13 protein-coding genes are annotated in these 15,772 nt (G+C 50.6%); 10 read left to right on the top strand and 3 right to left on the bottom strand.

All coding sequences use genetic code 11. The features are described from left to right. The first annotated feature begins 31 nt into the window (after positions 1-31). The 4 genes from ACQ76X_RS02165 (at position 32) to ACQ76X_RS02150 (ending at position 5,155) form a co-directional block, all read left to right on the top strand. Positions 32-1,072, top strand: a complete 1,041-nt coding sequence (locus ACQ76X_RS02165) for an NAD(P)/FAD-dependent oxidoreductase (RefSeq protein ID WP_438491203.1) — start codon at positions 32-34, stop codon at positions 1,070-1,072. 199 nt (positions 1,073-1,271) lie between these two features. Beyond that, positions 1,272-2,843 (top strand): spore germination protein, encoded by a 1,572-nt coding sequence (locus ACQ76X_RS02160; RefSeq protein ID WP_438491201.1) that lies wholly within the window; start codon positions 1,272-1,274, stop codon positions 2,841-2,843. Further along, positions 2,833-4,041, top strand: a complete 1,209-nt coding sequence (locus tag ACQ76X_RS02155; protein ID WP_438491199.1) for a Ger(x)C family spore germination protein — start codon at positions 2,833-2,835, stop codon at positions 4,039-4,041. Before ACQ76X_RS02160 ends, ACQ76X_RS02155 begins: the two co-directional genes overlap by 11 nt. A 16-nt stretch (positions 4,042-4,057) precedes the next feature. After that, complete coding sequence (locus ACQ76X_RS02150) at positions 4,058-5,155, top strand: GerAB/ArcD/ProY family transporter (protein WP_438491197.1); 1,098 nt, start codon at positions 4,058-4,060, stop codon at positions 5,153-5,155. 4 nt (positions 5,156-5,159) lie between these two features. Here ACQ76X_RS02150 and ACQ76X_RS02145 read toward each other — a convergent pair whose 3' ends face one another. The 3 genes from ACQ76X_RS02145 to ACQ76X_RS02135 form a co-directional block, all read right to left on the bottom strand. Beyond that, the gene (locus ACQ76X_RS02145) at positions 5,160-5,387 is read right to left on the bottom strand and encodes a hypothetical protein (protein WP_438491195.1); all 228 of its coding nucleotides are present in this window, start codon (positions 5,385-5,387) and stop codon (positions 5,160-5,162) included. Positions 5,388-5,571: 184 nt separating this feature from the next. Further along, positions 5,572-6,579 (bottom strand): ABC transporter substrate-binding protein, encoded by a 1,008-nt coding sequence (locus tag ACQ76X_RS02140; protein WP_438491193.1) that lies wholly within the window; start codon positions 6,577-6,579, stop codon positions 5,572-5,574. Between the two features lie 69 nt (positions 6,580-6,648). Continuing rightward, positions 6,649-8,265 (bottom strand): ABC transporter substrate-binding protein, encoded by a 1,617-nt coding sequence (locus tag ACQ76X_RS02135; RefSeq protein ID WP_438491191.1) that lies wholly within the window; start codon positions 8,263-8,265, stop codon positions 6,649-6,651. A 147-nt stretch (positions 8,266-8,412) separates the two neighbouring features. Between ACQ76X_RS02135 and ACQ76X_RS02130 the strand changes: the two genes are divergently transcribed. The 6 genes from ACQ76X_RS02130 to ACQ76X_RS02105 all read left to right on the top strand — a co-directional run bounded on the left by ACQ76X_RS02130 (position 8,413) and on the right by ACQ76X_RS02105 (position 15,753). Beyond that, positions 8,413-8,772, top strand: coding sequence for a (2Fe-2S) ferredoxin domain-containing protein (locus ACQ76X_RS02130; RefSeq protein WP_379140590.1), 360 nt, complete (start codon positions 8,413-8,415; stop codon positions 8,770-8,772). Between the two features lie 109 nt (positions 8,773-8,881). Continuing rightward, positions 8,882-9,820 (top strand): carbohydrate ABC transporter permease, encoded by a 939-nt coding sequence (locus ACQ76X_RS02125; protein ID WP_038594652.1) that lies wholly within the window; start codon positions 8,882-8,884, stop codon positions 9,818-9,820. A gap of 25 nt (positions 9,821-9,845) precedes the next feature. Beyond that, a complete protein-coding gene (locus tag ACQ76X_RS02120) occupies positions 9,846-10,685 on the top strand; it encodes a carbohydrate ABC transporter permease (RefSeq protein WP_438491189.1) in 840 nt (279 codons plus the stop codon). 154 nt (positions 10,686-10,839) lie between these two features. Next, entirely contained in the window at positions 10,840-12,234 is a 1,395-nt protein-coding gene (locus ACQ76X_RS02115; RefSeq protein ID WP_438491187.1) for an extracellular solute-binding protein, read from the top strand. Between the two features lie 101 nt (positions 12,235-12,335). Beyond that, positions 12,336-14,147 (top strand): sensor histidine kinase, encoded by a 1,812-nt coding sequence (locus ACQ76X_RS02110; protein WP_438491185.1) that lies wholly within the window; start codon positions 12,336-12,338, stop codon positions 14,145-14,147. Next, on the top strand, positions 14,140-15,753 hold the full coding sequence (locus ACQ76X_RS02105; RefSeq protein WP_438491183.1) for a response regulator transcription factor: 1,614 nt from the start codon (positions 14,140-14,142) through the stop codon (positions 15,751-15,753). The genes ACQ76X_RS02110 and ACQ76X_RS02105 overlap by 8 nt, the downstream gene beginning before the upstream one ends. The last annotated feature ends 19 nt before the right edge of the window (positions 15,754-15,772 follow it).

Genomic DNA, 15,772 nt, shown 5'->3' with positions numbered 1-15,772 from the left:
TCAAGCCAAAAACATACACGGAGGGAAATAAATGAGCAATCAACTGGAATTATACGATGTAACGATCATTGGCGGGGGACCCGCAGGTATGTATACAGCATTTTATAGCGGAATGAGAGATTTGAAGACAAAGCTGATTGAAGCCAAGGAAGAGCTTGGCGGGAGAATGCTCATTTATCCCGAGAAAATGATCTGGGATGTGGGTGGAGTGACCCCGATCCTCTGCGGCCAATTGATTAAACAGCTGGAGGAGCAGGCCCGGACTTTCGATCCGACCATTATTCTGGGGCAGCAGATTATTGCTCAGGAGCGGCAGGAGGACGGAACCTATATTCTGACTTCGGATACAGGCGAACAGCACTGGACGCGTACGATCATTCTGGCGATCGGCTATGGTATTCTGCAGATGGCGAAGCTGGAAATTGAAGGCGCGGACCGCTACGAGGTTACGAATCTGCATTATACGGTGCAAGAGCTGGAGCCGTTCCGCGGCAAAGCGGTGCTGATCTCCGGCGGTGGCGACTCCGCGGTAGACTGGGCCAACGAACTTGAAGGTATCGCAGCCAGCGTAACCATTGTGCACCGCAGAGAGCAGTTCGGCGGACATGAGAAGAATATCGCGCGGATGAAGGCTTCCTCCGTAGAAGTACGCGTGCCGTTTGCGGTAAGCCAGCTGCACAGCAGCAATGGAGAGACGATCGACCAGGTGACGATCAGCCATATAGAATCCGGGGAAACAGAGCAGTTTGCGGTGGACGCGGTAATTGTGAACCATGGTTTAAAAAGCGATTTCGGGCCACTGAAGGAATGGGGCCTTGATATGGGCGACTGGTGCGCCAATGTCAGCGGGCGGCTGGAGACGAATCTGCCCGGTATCTTTGCCGCAGGTGATTTTGTAGATTACAGCAGCAAGGTCCGCCTGATTGCCGGCACCTTTACCGATGCCGTTCTGGCCTTGAACAGTGCCAAGCTGTATATGGATCCCGATGCACCCAAAGCAGCCTATGTCTCCTCGCATAATGACCGCTTCAAGGAAAAGAACAAGGCGCTTGGCGTAAGTGATGAACACTAGCATACAACCTAATGATTGATAAATATGGCTGTCCCAAAGTAGAAGAATCTACAGCGGGGCAGCTTTTTCTGTTTCCGCATGGATAAATTCAGAAATGAAGGATCAGCGGCTGGAAAGCTTCATGCAGCATCTCACACATTCCATAACCTGCATAAAAAGAGAGTGGCAAGCGAATAGTAAAAGGCAGGAGGTGCCGAAGATGGCTAAACGCAACCCAGAACCTAAGCCCGCCGGGGCGCATGAAGGCAGCACTTCAAGCCCCCCGCTCTCCTTAAGCCTAGAGGATAACGTTAAAGTGATAAGATCCAGACTTGGAAACAGCCCGGATCTTATTATACGCGAGTACGAAACAACAGATAATGCCAACCAGATGGCTGCAGTATACATCAGCGGCATCATCGACAAGGAAAGGGTAGAAGAGTTCATAACCCATGCCTTTTCGTTTGGAATTCTAAGCGAAAAGACGTCTGATGAACAGACAATCTTGGACTTGTTCGCCTATGTGCAAGAAAAGGCGCTCACTATCGGCAAAGAAAAACTCGTTAAGGATCTGAACAGTCTTCTGGAAGCCCTCATGTCGGGAGACACGGTATTGCTGTTCCATGGTCTGAAGGATGCCATCAGCCTAAGTACAAGCGGCGGTGAAAGCAGAGCTGTCACGGAAGCCGCAACCCAGGTAGCCATCCGCGGCTCCAAGGAGAGCTTTACGGAATCTCTTGGTACGAACATTGCCCTTGTGCGCAGAAGAATCAAGAGCCCTGATCTATGGATCGAGACAATGACCCTTGGGGCTGTAACTAAAACCGATGTCACCATGATGTATATTCACGGACTAGCCCCGGAAGAGACACTGCAGGAATTCAGGAAGAAGCTTCAGGCGATCCACGTGGATTCTATTCTGGAATCGGGATATATTGAGCAAATGATTGAAGAGAACAGGTTCTCTCCTTTTCCGACGATGTACAATACAGAACGGCCGGACAGCGTGGCCGGAAATCTGCTGGAAGGCAGAATAGCTTTGTTTGTGGACGGGACTCCTTTTGTGCTGATCGCGCCTACAACCTTTCTTATGTTTTTTCATACAGTTGAGGATTACTATCAGCGGTATGATATATCGACATTAATCCGTTTACTGAGATTACTCTGCCTGGTGATTTCCTTATTTGGTCCAGCCGTTTTTGTTGCAGCACTGAATTTTCATCAGGAGATGATCCCCACACCCCTGCTGATTAATCTGGCCTCCCAGCGGGAAGGCGTGCCTTTTCCCACGTTCGTTGAGGCGCTGATGATGGAGGTTACCTTTGAGATCATCCGCGAAGCCGGCATTCGGATGCCTTCTCCCATTGGTCAAACTGTCTCGATTATTGGGGGGCTGGTTCTGGGACAGGCGGCTGTGCAGGCCGGCATTGTGTCTCCCGCTATGGTTATTGTGGTTTCATTAACGGGGATCTCCAGCTTTGCCACGCCTTCCTTTAATATGGCGTTGTCTATACGCGTACTCCGCTTTGCTATCATGTTTATTGCTGCATTTATAGGTCTTTACGGCATAGCAATTGTCAGCCTGATGCTGGTTGCCCATATGTGCTCCTTGCGTTCCCTGGGTGTTCCTTATCTCTCCCCAATCGCTCCGTTTGCGCCGGGTGATCAGAAGGACGTCATATTACGGACACCTTTGCATTTCATGAAGACCCGCAAACGTTTGATCAACCGTAGTAGCACTGAATCCGGCCAGACCGGTCAGAACCGGCAGGGAAATAACGATGAGAACTAAAATGCCGGTTCTGCTGTCTGCATGTCTGATCCTATCTCTGATCCTCACAGGATGCTGGAACAGCAGAGAATTAAATGACCTTGCTATTGTGAGCGGTATCGGAATTGATCTAACTGCAAACAACGGGGAATTCCGGGTTACCTTTCAGGTGGTTAATCCGTCGGCTTCGTCTACAAGTATGGGGTCCGGGAACGGAATGCCTGCGGTTACTGTCATTTCTGCAAGCGACCGGACGGTATTCGGGGCATTGCGCAAAGCCTCCAAGCGGGCGACGCGTCAGCTATTTTTTGCTCATTCTCAGCTCGTTGTCGTTGGTGAATCGCTGGCCCGAAGCGGAATTGAAGGCTTGTTCGATATTTTTGAACGATCACATGAACTTCGCCTGAATTCGCCGGTGCTGATTTCCAGAAATTCAGATGCCGCATCTGTACTCAAGATTTTGACGACGCTGGAGAGTCTGCCCTCCATGGGGGTGGTCAAAAAGATGCAAAATACCTCCAGAGTATACGGAGAGAACCGGAACATGAATGTATTCGAGATCATTAACGGGATCACGGGGGAAGGGGATTTGACGATTAACGGTCTGCGCCTTATAGGGGATCCGTCCGATGGGATGAAGAAATCCAGCCTCGAACAATCAGAAACGAAGGCAGGAACAATAATGAGCGGACTGGGTGTCTTTAAGGACGATAAGCTGATTTATTGGATGGACGGGCCTGCGGCGAGGGGCACTCAATGGGTGCTTAATAAAGTCATAGAAACTAATATTGACATCGCCTCTGCTAATAAAGATGAGGATATTGCCGTCAATGTGTTCTACTCGAAGACCACTGCCAAGGTTGAAGTCAGGAACGGTATACCGGTCTTTCATCTGCATATTCGTGAGGAAGGCATTATAAATGAAACGGGAAGCTACGTGGATTTGAGCCTCAAGGAAGAAATTGTGAAGCTGGAAGCCGAACTGGAGGAGAAAACCAAGGAGGAAGTAGAACTGGCTGTACGAACCGCGCAAGCGTCTCAAACCGACATCTTTGGTTTTGGCAATGAACTGAAGCGTACCGATCCGGCGATCTGGGATAAGGTAGGGAAGGAATGGAGCACCGCCTTTGCACGAGGAGAATTGGATATTCAGGTTGAAGCTTATATCCGCAGCACCGGGATGAGGTTGAAGCCTTACATGGCTCCAGAAAAAGAATGAATGGGTGAGCAGATTCATGAGAAAAGAAGCTATCGGGCCGATTCAATTATTCTCCATGATGGTACTGTTTGAACTGGGGACGGCGATTGTGGTACCCATTGGGCTGGAAAGCGGACATGCCGTCTGGCTGTCGATCCTGATGGCTCTGCCCGGGGGGATTCTCTTATATTGGATTTACGTCGATTTGTATCTTCAATTTCCCAATATGATTATCAGCGGATACACACAACAAATTCTCGGTAAATGGATCGGCTGGCCGCTGAGTCTGCTGTTTCTTCCCATACTGCTCTATAACGGATCCCGGAATCTGCGGGAAGCAGGAGACCTCCTCATCTCGGCTTCATACGACAGGACGCCTGTATTTATCATTAATTCAATTATGGCAATCGCCGTGATGTATATTCTGTACAAGGGGATCGAGGTGTTCGCAAGAACGTCAGAGATCTACTTTTTTATCACTATCCTTATGGGGTTGCTCTGCAACTTTGTAGTCATTGCGGCGGGGCTGACTAAGTTCAAGAATCTGTTTCCGATTCATGCCGGGGAATGGATGGAAGCACTGCGCTCCGCTTACCCGAGCATATGGATTTTCCCTTTTGGCGAACTTGTCTGCTTCACGACAATACTTCCCCATTTGAACAAAACGCGGAAGGTCAGGAAGACAGGAATCGCCGCCATTCTTTTAAGCGGATTTCTGCTCAGCTTCACGCATGCTGTTGAGATGTCGGTACTTGGAACAGACATTTACAGCCGCACAACCTTTCCGATGTTTTCGACCATTACGCTCGTCAATGTGGCCAATTTTATACAACGCCTGGATGCGTTTGTCATCCTGACCCTGATTATTGGCGTGTTTTTCAAAATGTCGATTTATTGCTATGCGGCTGTCATGATTGCGGCGGATTTATTCAAGGTTAAGGATACGCGCAGGCTGGTCATCCCGGTAGGGGTTGTGGTATTGTTCACTTCGTTTGTCAGTGCGGAGAATTACCCTGTCCATATGAAAGAAGGCAGCATTTTTCTCAAGAATATTCTGCCTTTTCTGTGTGCCGTCATCCCGATTCTGCTGTTTCTTGTGCACAGGCTGCGGCGCAGATTCGGACTGTACCGGTAAATTATTATTTCTGCGGAGCTCTGTTCCGTTTGATAAAGCCGGCAATTGCGGCAACAAAGGGCAGAGCGGCAAATACAACCATGATGACCGCTTCCTGCAGGGTAGTGGTTGCAAATACGATATAAAAGGAATGCATCGACATCGCGAAGCTGGTGCCTGACAGCAGATCGACAGCTACCAAAATCGAAAATGTTAAAAAAGCGAGCAGGAAATAGATACCCAGAACCTTCATCCGGTTGTCCTCCTTGGCGGCAAGTGTTTGAAAAGTATTGCTCTTTCGGGAACTGTAGACTAGAGGTATTATCTCCATTTCTGGATGCGGTTAATCAGACTGCCTCCTGTATACTCCGGGCTGCGGAAGCTGGCCATAAAAAAACCGGCAGACCAGCCAATCAAGGCTAATCTCCGGCTTGTGCTTATTGTCCTTTAGTCAGCCAGTCCGCCAATTCCTCAGTCTGGGATAATACAGCAATAGGGTCATAATACCACGAACGTTCCTCTTTCCATACATAGAGATGATCGTTTTTGACTGCAGGGAGGTTGCCCCAAATAGGATCATCTTTGAAGTCCTGAACGGTGTAGTTGTTATCGGTCACGATGAGATAATCCCCTGCATACTTGTTAAGTACCTCTGTCGATAATTCCGCCCACTGCTTCTCCATGATCTCGGCGGCGACTTCGGTTGGAGGCTTGCGGCCCAGCGCCTGGTAGACCGGCTGTCCGCCCCGTCCGAAATTGTCCCCGTAGACCCAGGTGGTTTTTTCTGAATGCTCCAGGATACTGAAGGTTGCATCTGCAGGAATGGCTGCATCTACCTTAGCCTTAGCAGCGGCGATACGTTTGTCGTATTCGGCCAGCCAATCCTTTGCTTGCTGTTCTTTGCCCAGCAGCTCACCGAAATAAGTCAGTTCCTGATGAGCATCTTTTAGATCCCCGTAAGGTACAATGACCGTTGGCGCGATTTGGCTTAAAGCTTCATAGCTGTCGGCATTGCCGGAGATAATCAGGTCCGGATCCAGCGCGATGATTTTCTCGGGCGACATCTTTCCGTAGGTTCCGGTATCCGCTACACCTGTGAGGGATTCCTTGTAGTACATATTTTGCAGCGTCAGGCCAGGAGCTCCGACGGGAATGGTGTCCAGTGCAATCAGGCTGCCCAGATATTCCTCGGCAACGATCCGCTTCGGTTGAACGGGGATTTCAATATCGCCGTTTACAGTTGTCACTGTTTTGAAGGATGCCGGTGCAGTTGTTTCTGCAGGCTGCTGTGAAGGTGCCGGAGCTTCGGCAGCACTTCCTGAATTAGTTGCAGAGCCAGTGCTCTGGTTGCTGCCACAGGCTGAAACTAGAAGAGTCAGGGTCAAGAGCAGCGGGTAGACGAGCCAGCGCTTCCGGGTGTTGCTGTTATGTTGCTGGTTAATCAACTTATAGGCCTCCTTATGTAGAACGATTATCATTCTCAATTACACTTTACAGATTTCAACCGGTGAACACTATGGCTTAATGTGATCTTGTCCTATGGAAATTTGTGATCTTATTGTTCTCATCAGCGTCTTTAGCTGAGCCAATGAAGAGAGGGGATCAAACCCATAGAACATGTCCGGCTGATCGAGGAGATAGACATGCCCGCTGCGGGCTGCGTCAAGCTCCTGCCAGCGGGCGGAGCGCAGCAGGGTCTCGAAGCGCCGCTGGCCCTCAGCGGTTGAAGCGCTGCTGGTGAAGAAGATATGATCTGCCGGATAATCGGCTATTTGCTCAGGCGGTATTTCCAGATAACCACGGTTCATCAGCCCGTGCTCCATCAAGACGCCGGGTGGCTGAAAGCCGAGATCGCCATATAAAATCTGGCAGCCATGTCCATAGCTGCTGCTGAAGCAGTATGCGCTGCTCGTGCCGAACTCCCAAATGACGGCTGTGCCCCGTGCGCCAAGCAGCCGGTCCAATTGCAGGTTAGCTTCGTAGCACAGCTGATCATAATGTCTCAACCAGGCTTCGGCCTGGGACTGCCGGTCTGCAATCCCGGCAATCATCCGAAACTGCTCGCGCCAGTCCATTTGCATGTAAGGCAGCTCTATCACTGGTGCTACCGGCAGCAGCTGCTTGCTCTCTCCGGGGAGGTCATAGCTGATGATGACATCCGGGCGCACGGCGGCAACCCTGTTATAGAGCATGGCCGCGCTGCTGCCTTCGAGCTGAAGCTTAAGCGCAGAAGGAACCGTCTCATGACGTTCCATCCACCCGGAATACACTCCGAGCTGTGGCGTAATCTCCAGAGCCCGCAGGCTTGCGGTATGGTTGAAATTGAGGGCCACAATTCTTTTATTCTTACGGTGGTAGGCTGCAGGAGAAATGCCTACGACCTGCTTGAATTTCCGGCTTAAGTAGGTCCCTTCAACATAGCCGACCTCCAGCGCGAGCTGAGACAAATTCGGAGCACCGGTCAGCATCCGCTTCTGGGCTCTGCGGATGCGCTGCAGGGTTACATATTCGTTGAAGGTTTGTCCGGTAGCTTTGCGGAAGACCCGCGAGAAGTGTTCCGGGCTAACCCCTGCCTGTTCAGCCATCTGACTTCTTGTGATATCCTCGGAATAATGTGCTTCTATATATTCCAGCACGCGGTCAAGCCAATGCGCCGGGGACTGGCTGTTCTCTCTGATTTCGCCATGAAGCTCAGTCAGCAATTCGGTGAATAACTGCTGTACGGTGAAAGGGGACTGAATTTCGCTCCCCTCCCAGACCCTCAGCAGGCGGGCTGCGAGTGTGCAAATCTTAGTCGAGCAATTCCCCAACGGGTGCCTGTCGTTCAGGGGATTTGTCTGATTGCTCTGCAGCGGAAATGTAGAGTATTCAATCCATACGCCCTGCAACTGATGCTGCGGGCTCAGAGAAACACCGGGCTGTGTGCTGCAGCACAGCATGCTGCCGCCGGATAGGCTAAGGCGTTCGTCTTGAATATCGATAGTTCCGCTGCCTCCGGTTACAATAACAGACAAGTGTCCGGAGGATCCGGGAGCAATGCTTGCGGCTAATCCGGTTAGATGTTCAACGCGTACCGGGAAGTAGAAATGATGGGGATGAGGGCGGGAATCGCCAAGTTGCCGGAGAGGCATGGATAGAATCACTCCTTTGATGTTTGATAATCATTCTCATTTGTATTATAGCAGTCTTTCACCCTATTGACGATTGTCCGGGCAATCGGTAGAGTTTAGAAGAATTCATGTAAAGGTATTATTGTTCAGAAAGAGGTGGGATTTTCCATGACGACTTGGAATTTGCAAGGAACAGTAAGCCATCTGCTGATCTGCAATGGGAGCAGCTGCAGAAAGCATAAGGGTGAAGAGGTGGCTGATGCAATAGAGGATGAGATCGAGAAGCAGGGCGCGGAACGGCTGATTCATACGACGGTTACCCGCTGCAACGGAAGGTGCTCGGATGCCTGCGTAGTGATTTCCTATCCGGAAGGCGTATGGTATAAGGAGATTACCCCCAAATCGGCCAAAGCGCTGGTGCGCAAGGTTCTGGAAGGCGAACGTCTGGAAGACAACGTGCTCTATACTTACGATGGAGGGCTCATTGCAGCAACCGAGAAAGATGCGAAGGGCAAAAAGAAGAAGTAAAAATTACATCCAATATGATCAAAATACCGTCAAAGCGCTGGCGGTATTTTTTTTATACTAAATTTATAAACAGCGCACAACCAATAACGAAACTATTGAGGTGTTAGACATGGGACAAAACCTGGAGACTTTACCGCAACAACCGCCTGTACGCAGCCGTAGAGCCTGGTCGCTGCAAAAAGGTGAGACGCTTTCCGGACTGCTGTTCGTAAGCCCGATGCTGATCGGGGTGACGATACTGGTGCTGATTCCGATCATCGCCACGTTATTCCTCGGATTTGCCGATTGGAACTTTGTTCAGGGCTTTGACGGCATCCGCTGGGTAGGCTTGCAGAATTTCACCAATCTGTTGCAGGACGAGATGTTCATCCGTTCGGTGCGCAACAATTTTCTGTTTCTGCTGACGGTGCCGGTGTATTTGCTGGTGTCGATGGTGCTGGCGATTCTGATTGACCGTTATGTGTATATGAAGGGATATTTCAAAATTGCCTATTTCGTTCCTTATGTGTCCATGACCGTAGCGGTAGCCATCGTATGGCAGGTGCTGTTCCAGCCCTCCTATGGACCTATTAATGAAATGCTCAAGGCCATCGGGATTGCCGACCCGCCGAAATGGATTGCCGACCCGCATTTCGCGTTGATCTCGATCATGATGATCTCTGTCTGGATCTCCATCGGCTTCAATATGATTATTTACATCGCCGGACTGCAGTCCATTCCGAAGGATTTGTATGAGGCGGCTGACATCGACGGAGCAGGAGCCTGGACAAAATTCAGACGGATCACCTTCCCGCTGCTGTCACCAACGACCTTTTTCCTCCTTGTAACCGGTATCATAGCAACCTTTAAAGTGTTTGATATTATTGCTGTTCTGACGCAGGGCGGCCCCATCGGCTCAACGACAATGATGGTCTGGTACTTATACGATACAGCTTTTGTAAATCTGAAGGTGGGTTATGCGTCGGCCATCGCGGTGGTCTTGTTCATCTTCGTGATGCTGATTACTTTCGGCCAGTGGCTGGCAGAGAAAAAATGGGTCAATTACTAAGGCGGCAAGGGAGGGAAGAGAAACTATGGAAATACGCACAGGCTTGGACTGGCGCAAAGTAATTATTACGGTTGTAATGTTTGCGGGAAGTGTTTTGTTCCTGCTGCCTTTTATATGGATGCTGGTAACGTCGTTCAAAGTAGAGTCGGAAGTTTTTGCTTACCCGATCCAGTGGCTCCCCAAGAAGTGGAATGCCATTGAGAATTATAAGGAAGTCTGGTTCGGGGATTACCCGTTCACTCTATATTACTGGAACTCGATTAAAGTGGCGCTGATCACGACGGCGTTGTCCTGTCTGGTCTCGGCAATGGCCGCCTACGGCTTTTCGAAGATCAAATTCCGCTCCAGCAATTTCTTGTTTATGATCGTACTAGTGACGTATATGATTCCGGGACAGGCGATCCTGATACCGCAGTTTATCCTGTACCGTAACATCGGGCTGTTTGACAGCCATTTTGGACTGATTCTGCTCGGCAGTTTCAGTGTTCTTGGAACCTTTATGCTGCGGCAGTTCTTTATGGGACTGCATCAGGAGTTCATTGAATCAGCTAAAATAGACGGTGCGGGCCACCCGAGAATCTTCTGGTCGATTGCACTTCCGCTGGTGAAGCCTGCTGTGGCTACTTATGCTATACTCCGGTTCATCTGGACCTGGAATGATTATCAGAATCCGCTGATCTTTGTCCGAAGCGACAAGCTGCTGACCCTTCCGATAGCCATTCAGAAATTCACTTCCATGAGTGGAGAGTTCTATTCCCTGATCATGGCGGCCGCAGTGTCGGCAATTCTTCCGCTCATTATTATCTTTATCCTTGGCCAAAAAAGTGTTATCGAAGGAATTGCTCTTGGCGGTGTTAAAGGGTAAGCTGCAAGCGGGAACTCTCCTATATTTATAGAAGTAAAAATAATTCAATAAAAGTAAATATTGTTTCATGTGTTAAATGAAAGCGTATTCTATAATTCAGTTGTTAGTTTCAAGTAAGTGAAAGCTGATGAAAACTTTGAGGAGGGTTATAGAAATGAGAACAAAAGTATGGGCAGGAGCAATTACGGGGGTTCTGATGTTAAGCCTGCTGTCGGGCTGCGGCGGTAATAACAATAACAATGCTGCGGACGGCGGAGCGACTGCAGGCACAAACGGCGGGGCCTCCGGCAGCACCGAGACTACCAATCTGCGGCTCTATACCTACGGTACTGAGGAAGCCTATAACTGGAAGCATACGCTGGAGGCTTATGAAGCGGCAACTCCGGGAGTGAAGATTGAGCTGGTACAGCTCAGCGAGAAGGGAGATACACAGGAGGCCTTCAAAAAGCTGGATCTGGAGGCCGCGTCCTCCGCCCAAATGGACATTCTGATGTTCAGCGATGCGGCGGGGTATGCGCAGCGTGTCGCGCTCGGCATGGCGGAACCGCTGGATGAGTACATTGCCAAGGATAACTATAAGGTGGAAGAGGATTACAAGGTGGATACCCATCTGGACGGCAAGGTCTATGCGCTCCCGGGCAAATTCAATCCATGGTATGTGCTGCTGAACAAGGACCAATTGGACGAAGTGGGTCTTGCGGTGCCGGCCGAATGGACCTGGGATGAATTTGCCGACTACGCCAAGAAGCTGACTAAAGGTGAAGGCGCAGATAAACGCTACGGAACTTACTTCCATGGCCCTCAAGCCGGCGGCTGGATGGAATTCCTGAAGCTGAAGCTGGAGAATCAACCGCAGAACTCCGAGTTTCTCAAAGCCGATGGCACGTCCAATCTGGATGATCCGAACTTCAAGGCGACGCTTGAGCTGAGACTGCGCATGGAGAAAGAGGATAAATCCTCGGTGCCCTATTCCGATATGATCTCCCAGAAGCTGGCCTACCGGACGCAATTCTTTAACCAATCCGCCAGCATGATTCTGATCGGCAGCTGGATGAACACGGAAATTGGCGGTACGGAAAAGGTGCCTTTGAACTTTAATGTGGCGGTTGCCCCGTTCCCTAAGAACACTGCAGGCGATGAAAACGGTCTGACTCCGGTTACTACAGACTATGTGGCTGTGGCAGCCAAATCAAAGAACAAAGAAGCGGCTTACAAGTTTGTGCGCTGGTACACAACGGAAGGACAGCTTGTCCAAGGTAAAAACATCCCGGCCTGGAGCAAGGTGACCAGCGATCAGGTGGAAGGCATCATTGATACGATTCTCACCGGCACCAAAAATCCGGAGAAGGTGGACAAAAAGTCACTGGTAGATACTCTCGTAGCTTCAAAAGCTTCGGCGATTATTCCACCCGCTACTTACCAGGCTGAGGTCTACAAAGCGATCAATGAGGAATACGAGAAAATGATCCTCGGCGATCAGGATGTGGATACAACGGTGAAAAACGCCAAGGAGCGGGTCGACAAAATTATTGCTGCCAACAAAAAATAATTGATATAATGTTTTAACCTTATACTTCTTGCAGAAACGGATGCCTTCCTTCATACAAGGGGAGGCGCACCGTTTCTACTTGTTTCAGGGGGACATCCGATATGATTGGCAGACTGAGGGAACTTGCCCCTAAATCGATCCGCCATAAGCTGATCCTGGCAGCTGTGGCTTGTATTCTCGTTCCAGCCGCTCTGACACTAATCATTTATAATTCTTTGACCCAAGAGGCAGTAAAACGGCAAGCGGTTTCAAATGCGGAGGATTCCCTGCAGCTGGTGAGCGGTTCAGTAATGAACAGCTTGAAGGGAATGGTGACCATTGCCAATTACGTGCAGACCAATCCCGGGCTGAGAGCCTATTTCAAGCTGGTGGCCTCGGGCAATGCCAGCGGCAATGAGTATGAACGCTTTATGGACAGCAACCGGGTGCTGGAGCAGCTTGATACCCTTACGGTTGTAGGCCAGAACTGCTATGTTACGATTCTGCTGACCAACAATGCTTACTATATGAACTATTCTGTTAGCGATTACAATCCGCTGGATCTTAAGAAAAAGCCCTGGTTCCAGAAGCTGATGGAACTGAAAGGGCTGGAATCCTATTGGATAGGTGTCGAGTCTACTGATTTCTCCTATGACAAATTTGATCATCCGTATCAGTTGACCGTTGCACGTACGCTGCGGCTGGACAGCACAGAGATTTACGGCTATGCCATTGTCACGATTATGGAGGATCAGCTCCATTCGATTTTTGGCAATCTTTCCGCCGGCCAGAAGGTGACGCTGCTGGATAGTGCCGGCATGATCGTCTCCGGTGGCGATCCCGAAAGTATCGGCAAGCCGCTTCCATACACCGCCGCTGTGGATCATCTCAAGGATTCTTCTGTGGTTTCTATAGCAGGAGAGCGGTATCTGGTCGCCCAGCAGCAGATTCCGTTCAACGGCTGGAGGCTTGTGCTGATGCAGCCGTATTCACAGAGTATTGTCGATATCAGTTCCATCTTCAACCGGGTATTTACCATACAGCTCGTTTCTTTTTTTGTGTTTCTGCTGCTGCTGATTACACTGGTCCGTGCCTTTACAAAGCCGCTGGTGCGCCTCGGCAAAGTGACAACGGCAGTGCAGCGGGGCAATCTGCTGGTGCGTTCAGGGGTCCGGGGCAATGACGAGATCGGGCGTTTGGGCCTGCTGTTCGATCAGATGCTGGACCGGGTCAAGGAAATGATAGCTGAAGTGTCCGATACCCAGGCGCGCAAAAGAAAAGCGGAGCTCAAAATGCTCCAGGCCCAGATCAACCCGCATTTTCTCTTTAATGTGCTCAACTCGATCCGGATGAAGGTCATGAAGCGGGGAGACCCGGACAGCGCCAAAATGATCGGTTCGCTGTCCATGCTGCTGCGGATGACGATTAGCCGTGAGGAGGATGAGATTTTTCTGCATGAGGAGATCGATCTGGTCTCCCATTATGTCAGCTTGATGAATCTGCGCCAGAAGGAAGAGGCCGCGCTTCGGCTGGATATTGATCCGGAAGCTTTTCTCCTTAAAGTGCCGCGTTTCTTTCTTCAGCCGCTTGTCGAGAATGCGCTCATTCACGGCCTCAGCCAAAAGCCGGGAACGATCAGCATCCGGGCAGTTGTGGAAGAGAAGTTCATCGTGCTCACGGTTGAGGACAACGGGCGGGGGATGGACAGCAGCGAATTATCCAGCCTTACCCGCAAGATAAGCTTGGAAGCGGAGAGCCTTCCCGGCAAGGCAGTGCTTAAGGGCTCTTTTTCCGGCATGGGGCTGCATAATGTGGTCGAGCGGATGAGAATTCTTTTTGGCGGGGAATTTGCTATTGAGGTCAGCAGCATAGCAGGGGAAGGTACAGCAATCAAGATGTTTATTCCGTACAGGGAGGTGATCCGGGATGTATAAAGTCATGCTGGTGGATGATGATTATCCTGTAATCGAGCTTTTATCCGAAAGTATCCGCTGGGAGGAGCTTGGCCTGTGTCTGATGGGGACACATGAGAACGGCTGGAACGCCTGGGAGCATGCCCGGCTGGAGATGCCGGATATTCTGATTACGGATATCGGGATGCCGCGGATGAACGGATTGGAGCTGTCCTCACTCGTGAAGGAGCTGAAGCCGGAGGTGCGGATAGCCATTCTTTCTTGCCACAACGAATTCCAGTACGCCCAGCAGGCGATGAGGCTGAATGTGCAGGATTACTTGCTGAAGGATGCGCTGGACCCGGAGGATCTGGTGCAGCTCCTGCGCAGATTCAAGGAATCGCTAGATGAGGAAACCAAGACAGGCTGGGAGAATTCCCGGATCAAGCATTTGTTCGGAGAGACCCGGGAGCTGCGCAAGGAGCGGAGCATCAAGAATTTTATCCACCAGCCGCTGCTTTCGCCGGAGAAATGGATGGATGAAGCTGCCGAATATGGATTGTTCCAGAATGGAGAATGCTGCCTGCCGGTGATCGCCTATCTTGAGGACTACCGGCATGTGAAATACCGCTTCTCCTCGGATCAGACCCTGCATTTCGCCGTGTGCAATGTGATGAATGAGGTGCTGGACGGAATGAAGCCGAGAGGACTGTATATCGGTTACAATGTGAAGTCTTCATTCCTGCTGTTCTCCTATAAGCCCGGTCTTCAGGGCAATATTTACGCCGAAGCCGCGGCCGGGCTGAAGATGATCCAGTCTACCTTGTTCCGGGTGCTGAAGATTCAAATGTCCTTCATTACAGGAGAAGGGACCGGTTCGCCGGAGGGGCTGAAGCAACAGCTTGGCCAAATGCTGGCGGGGGAAGAACAACGTTTCTATCTGGAGCAGGGGGAGATTGCGAAGCGGAAATCCCCGCAGTCTCCGGTCAGCGGCCAAACCAATAATCTGTTCGCCCATTATGACCAGGCCAGTATGGAGCTGAGAGAGGTGCTGCTGGGCAGGTCCGGTAATTTGTCGCACACAATAACGGATAAATGGATAGCGCAGATCCGGCAGGAGAAGTATGCACCGGAAGTGGTCAAGGATTGGACGCTGAAGCTGCTGCTCGATCTGAAGCTGAAGCTGCATTCCCTGCAGTCGGTCCGGCCTGCTTATTCGGCGGATACACTGCATAAGGAGATTGTGGATATTGATTCACTGCCTGCACTGCGGGAATGGCTTGATAATCACCTGAAATCCATCGCCCGCGCCAAAGGTGCGGGTGCCGGGGCAAGCAAACGGGCCGAGGTGATGGAAGCCTGCCAGTATGTCTCTCTGCGTCTGGGCTCCAGAATCAGCCTGGATGAGGTGGCGGATCACTTGCACCTGAATTCCAGCTATTTCAGCAGGCTGTTTAAGAAGGAAACCGGCACTACTTTTATCGAATATGTAACCAAGCTGAAGATGGAACGGGCCAAGGAGCTGCTGGACGGAACGAACTCTACGGTCGGTGAGATCTGTGAGCAGCTTGGGTATGACAACCAGAGCTATTTTATTAAGACATTCAAGTCACATGCCGGAGTTACACCCGTGGAATACCGGGGCTGAACATTCAGGTGTGCCAGGA

The organism is Paenibacillus sp. IHBB 3054, assembly GCF_051594305.1.
Lineage (GTDB): Bacteria > Bacillota > Bacilli > Paenibacillales > Paenibacillaceae > Paenibacillus_AQ.
This window is presented reverse-complemented; position numbering and strand designations above follow the sequence as displayed.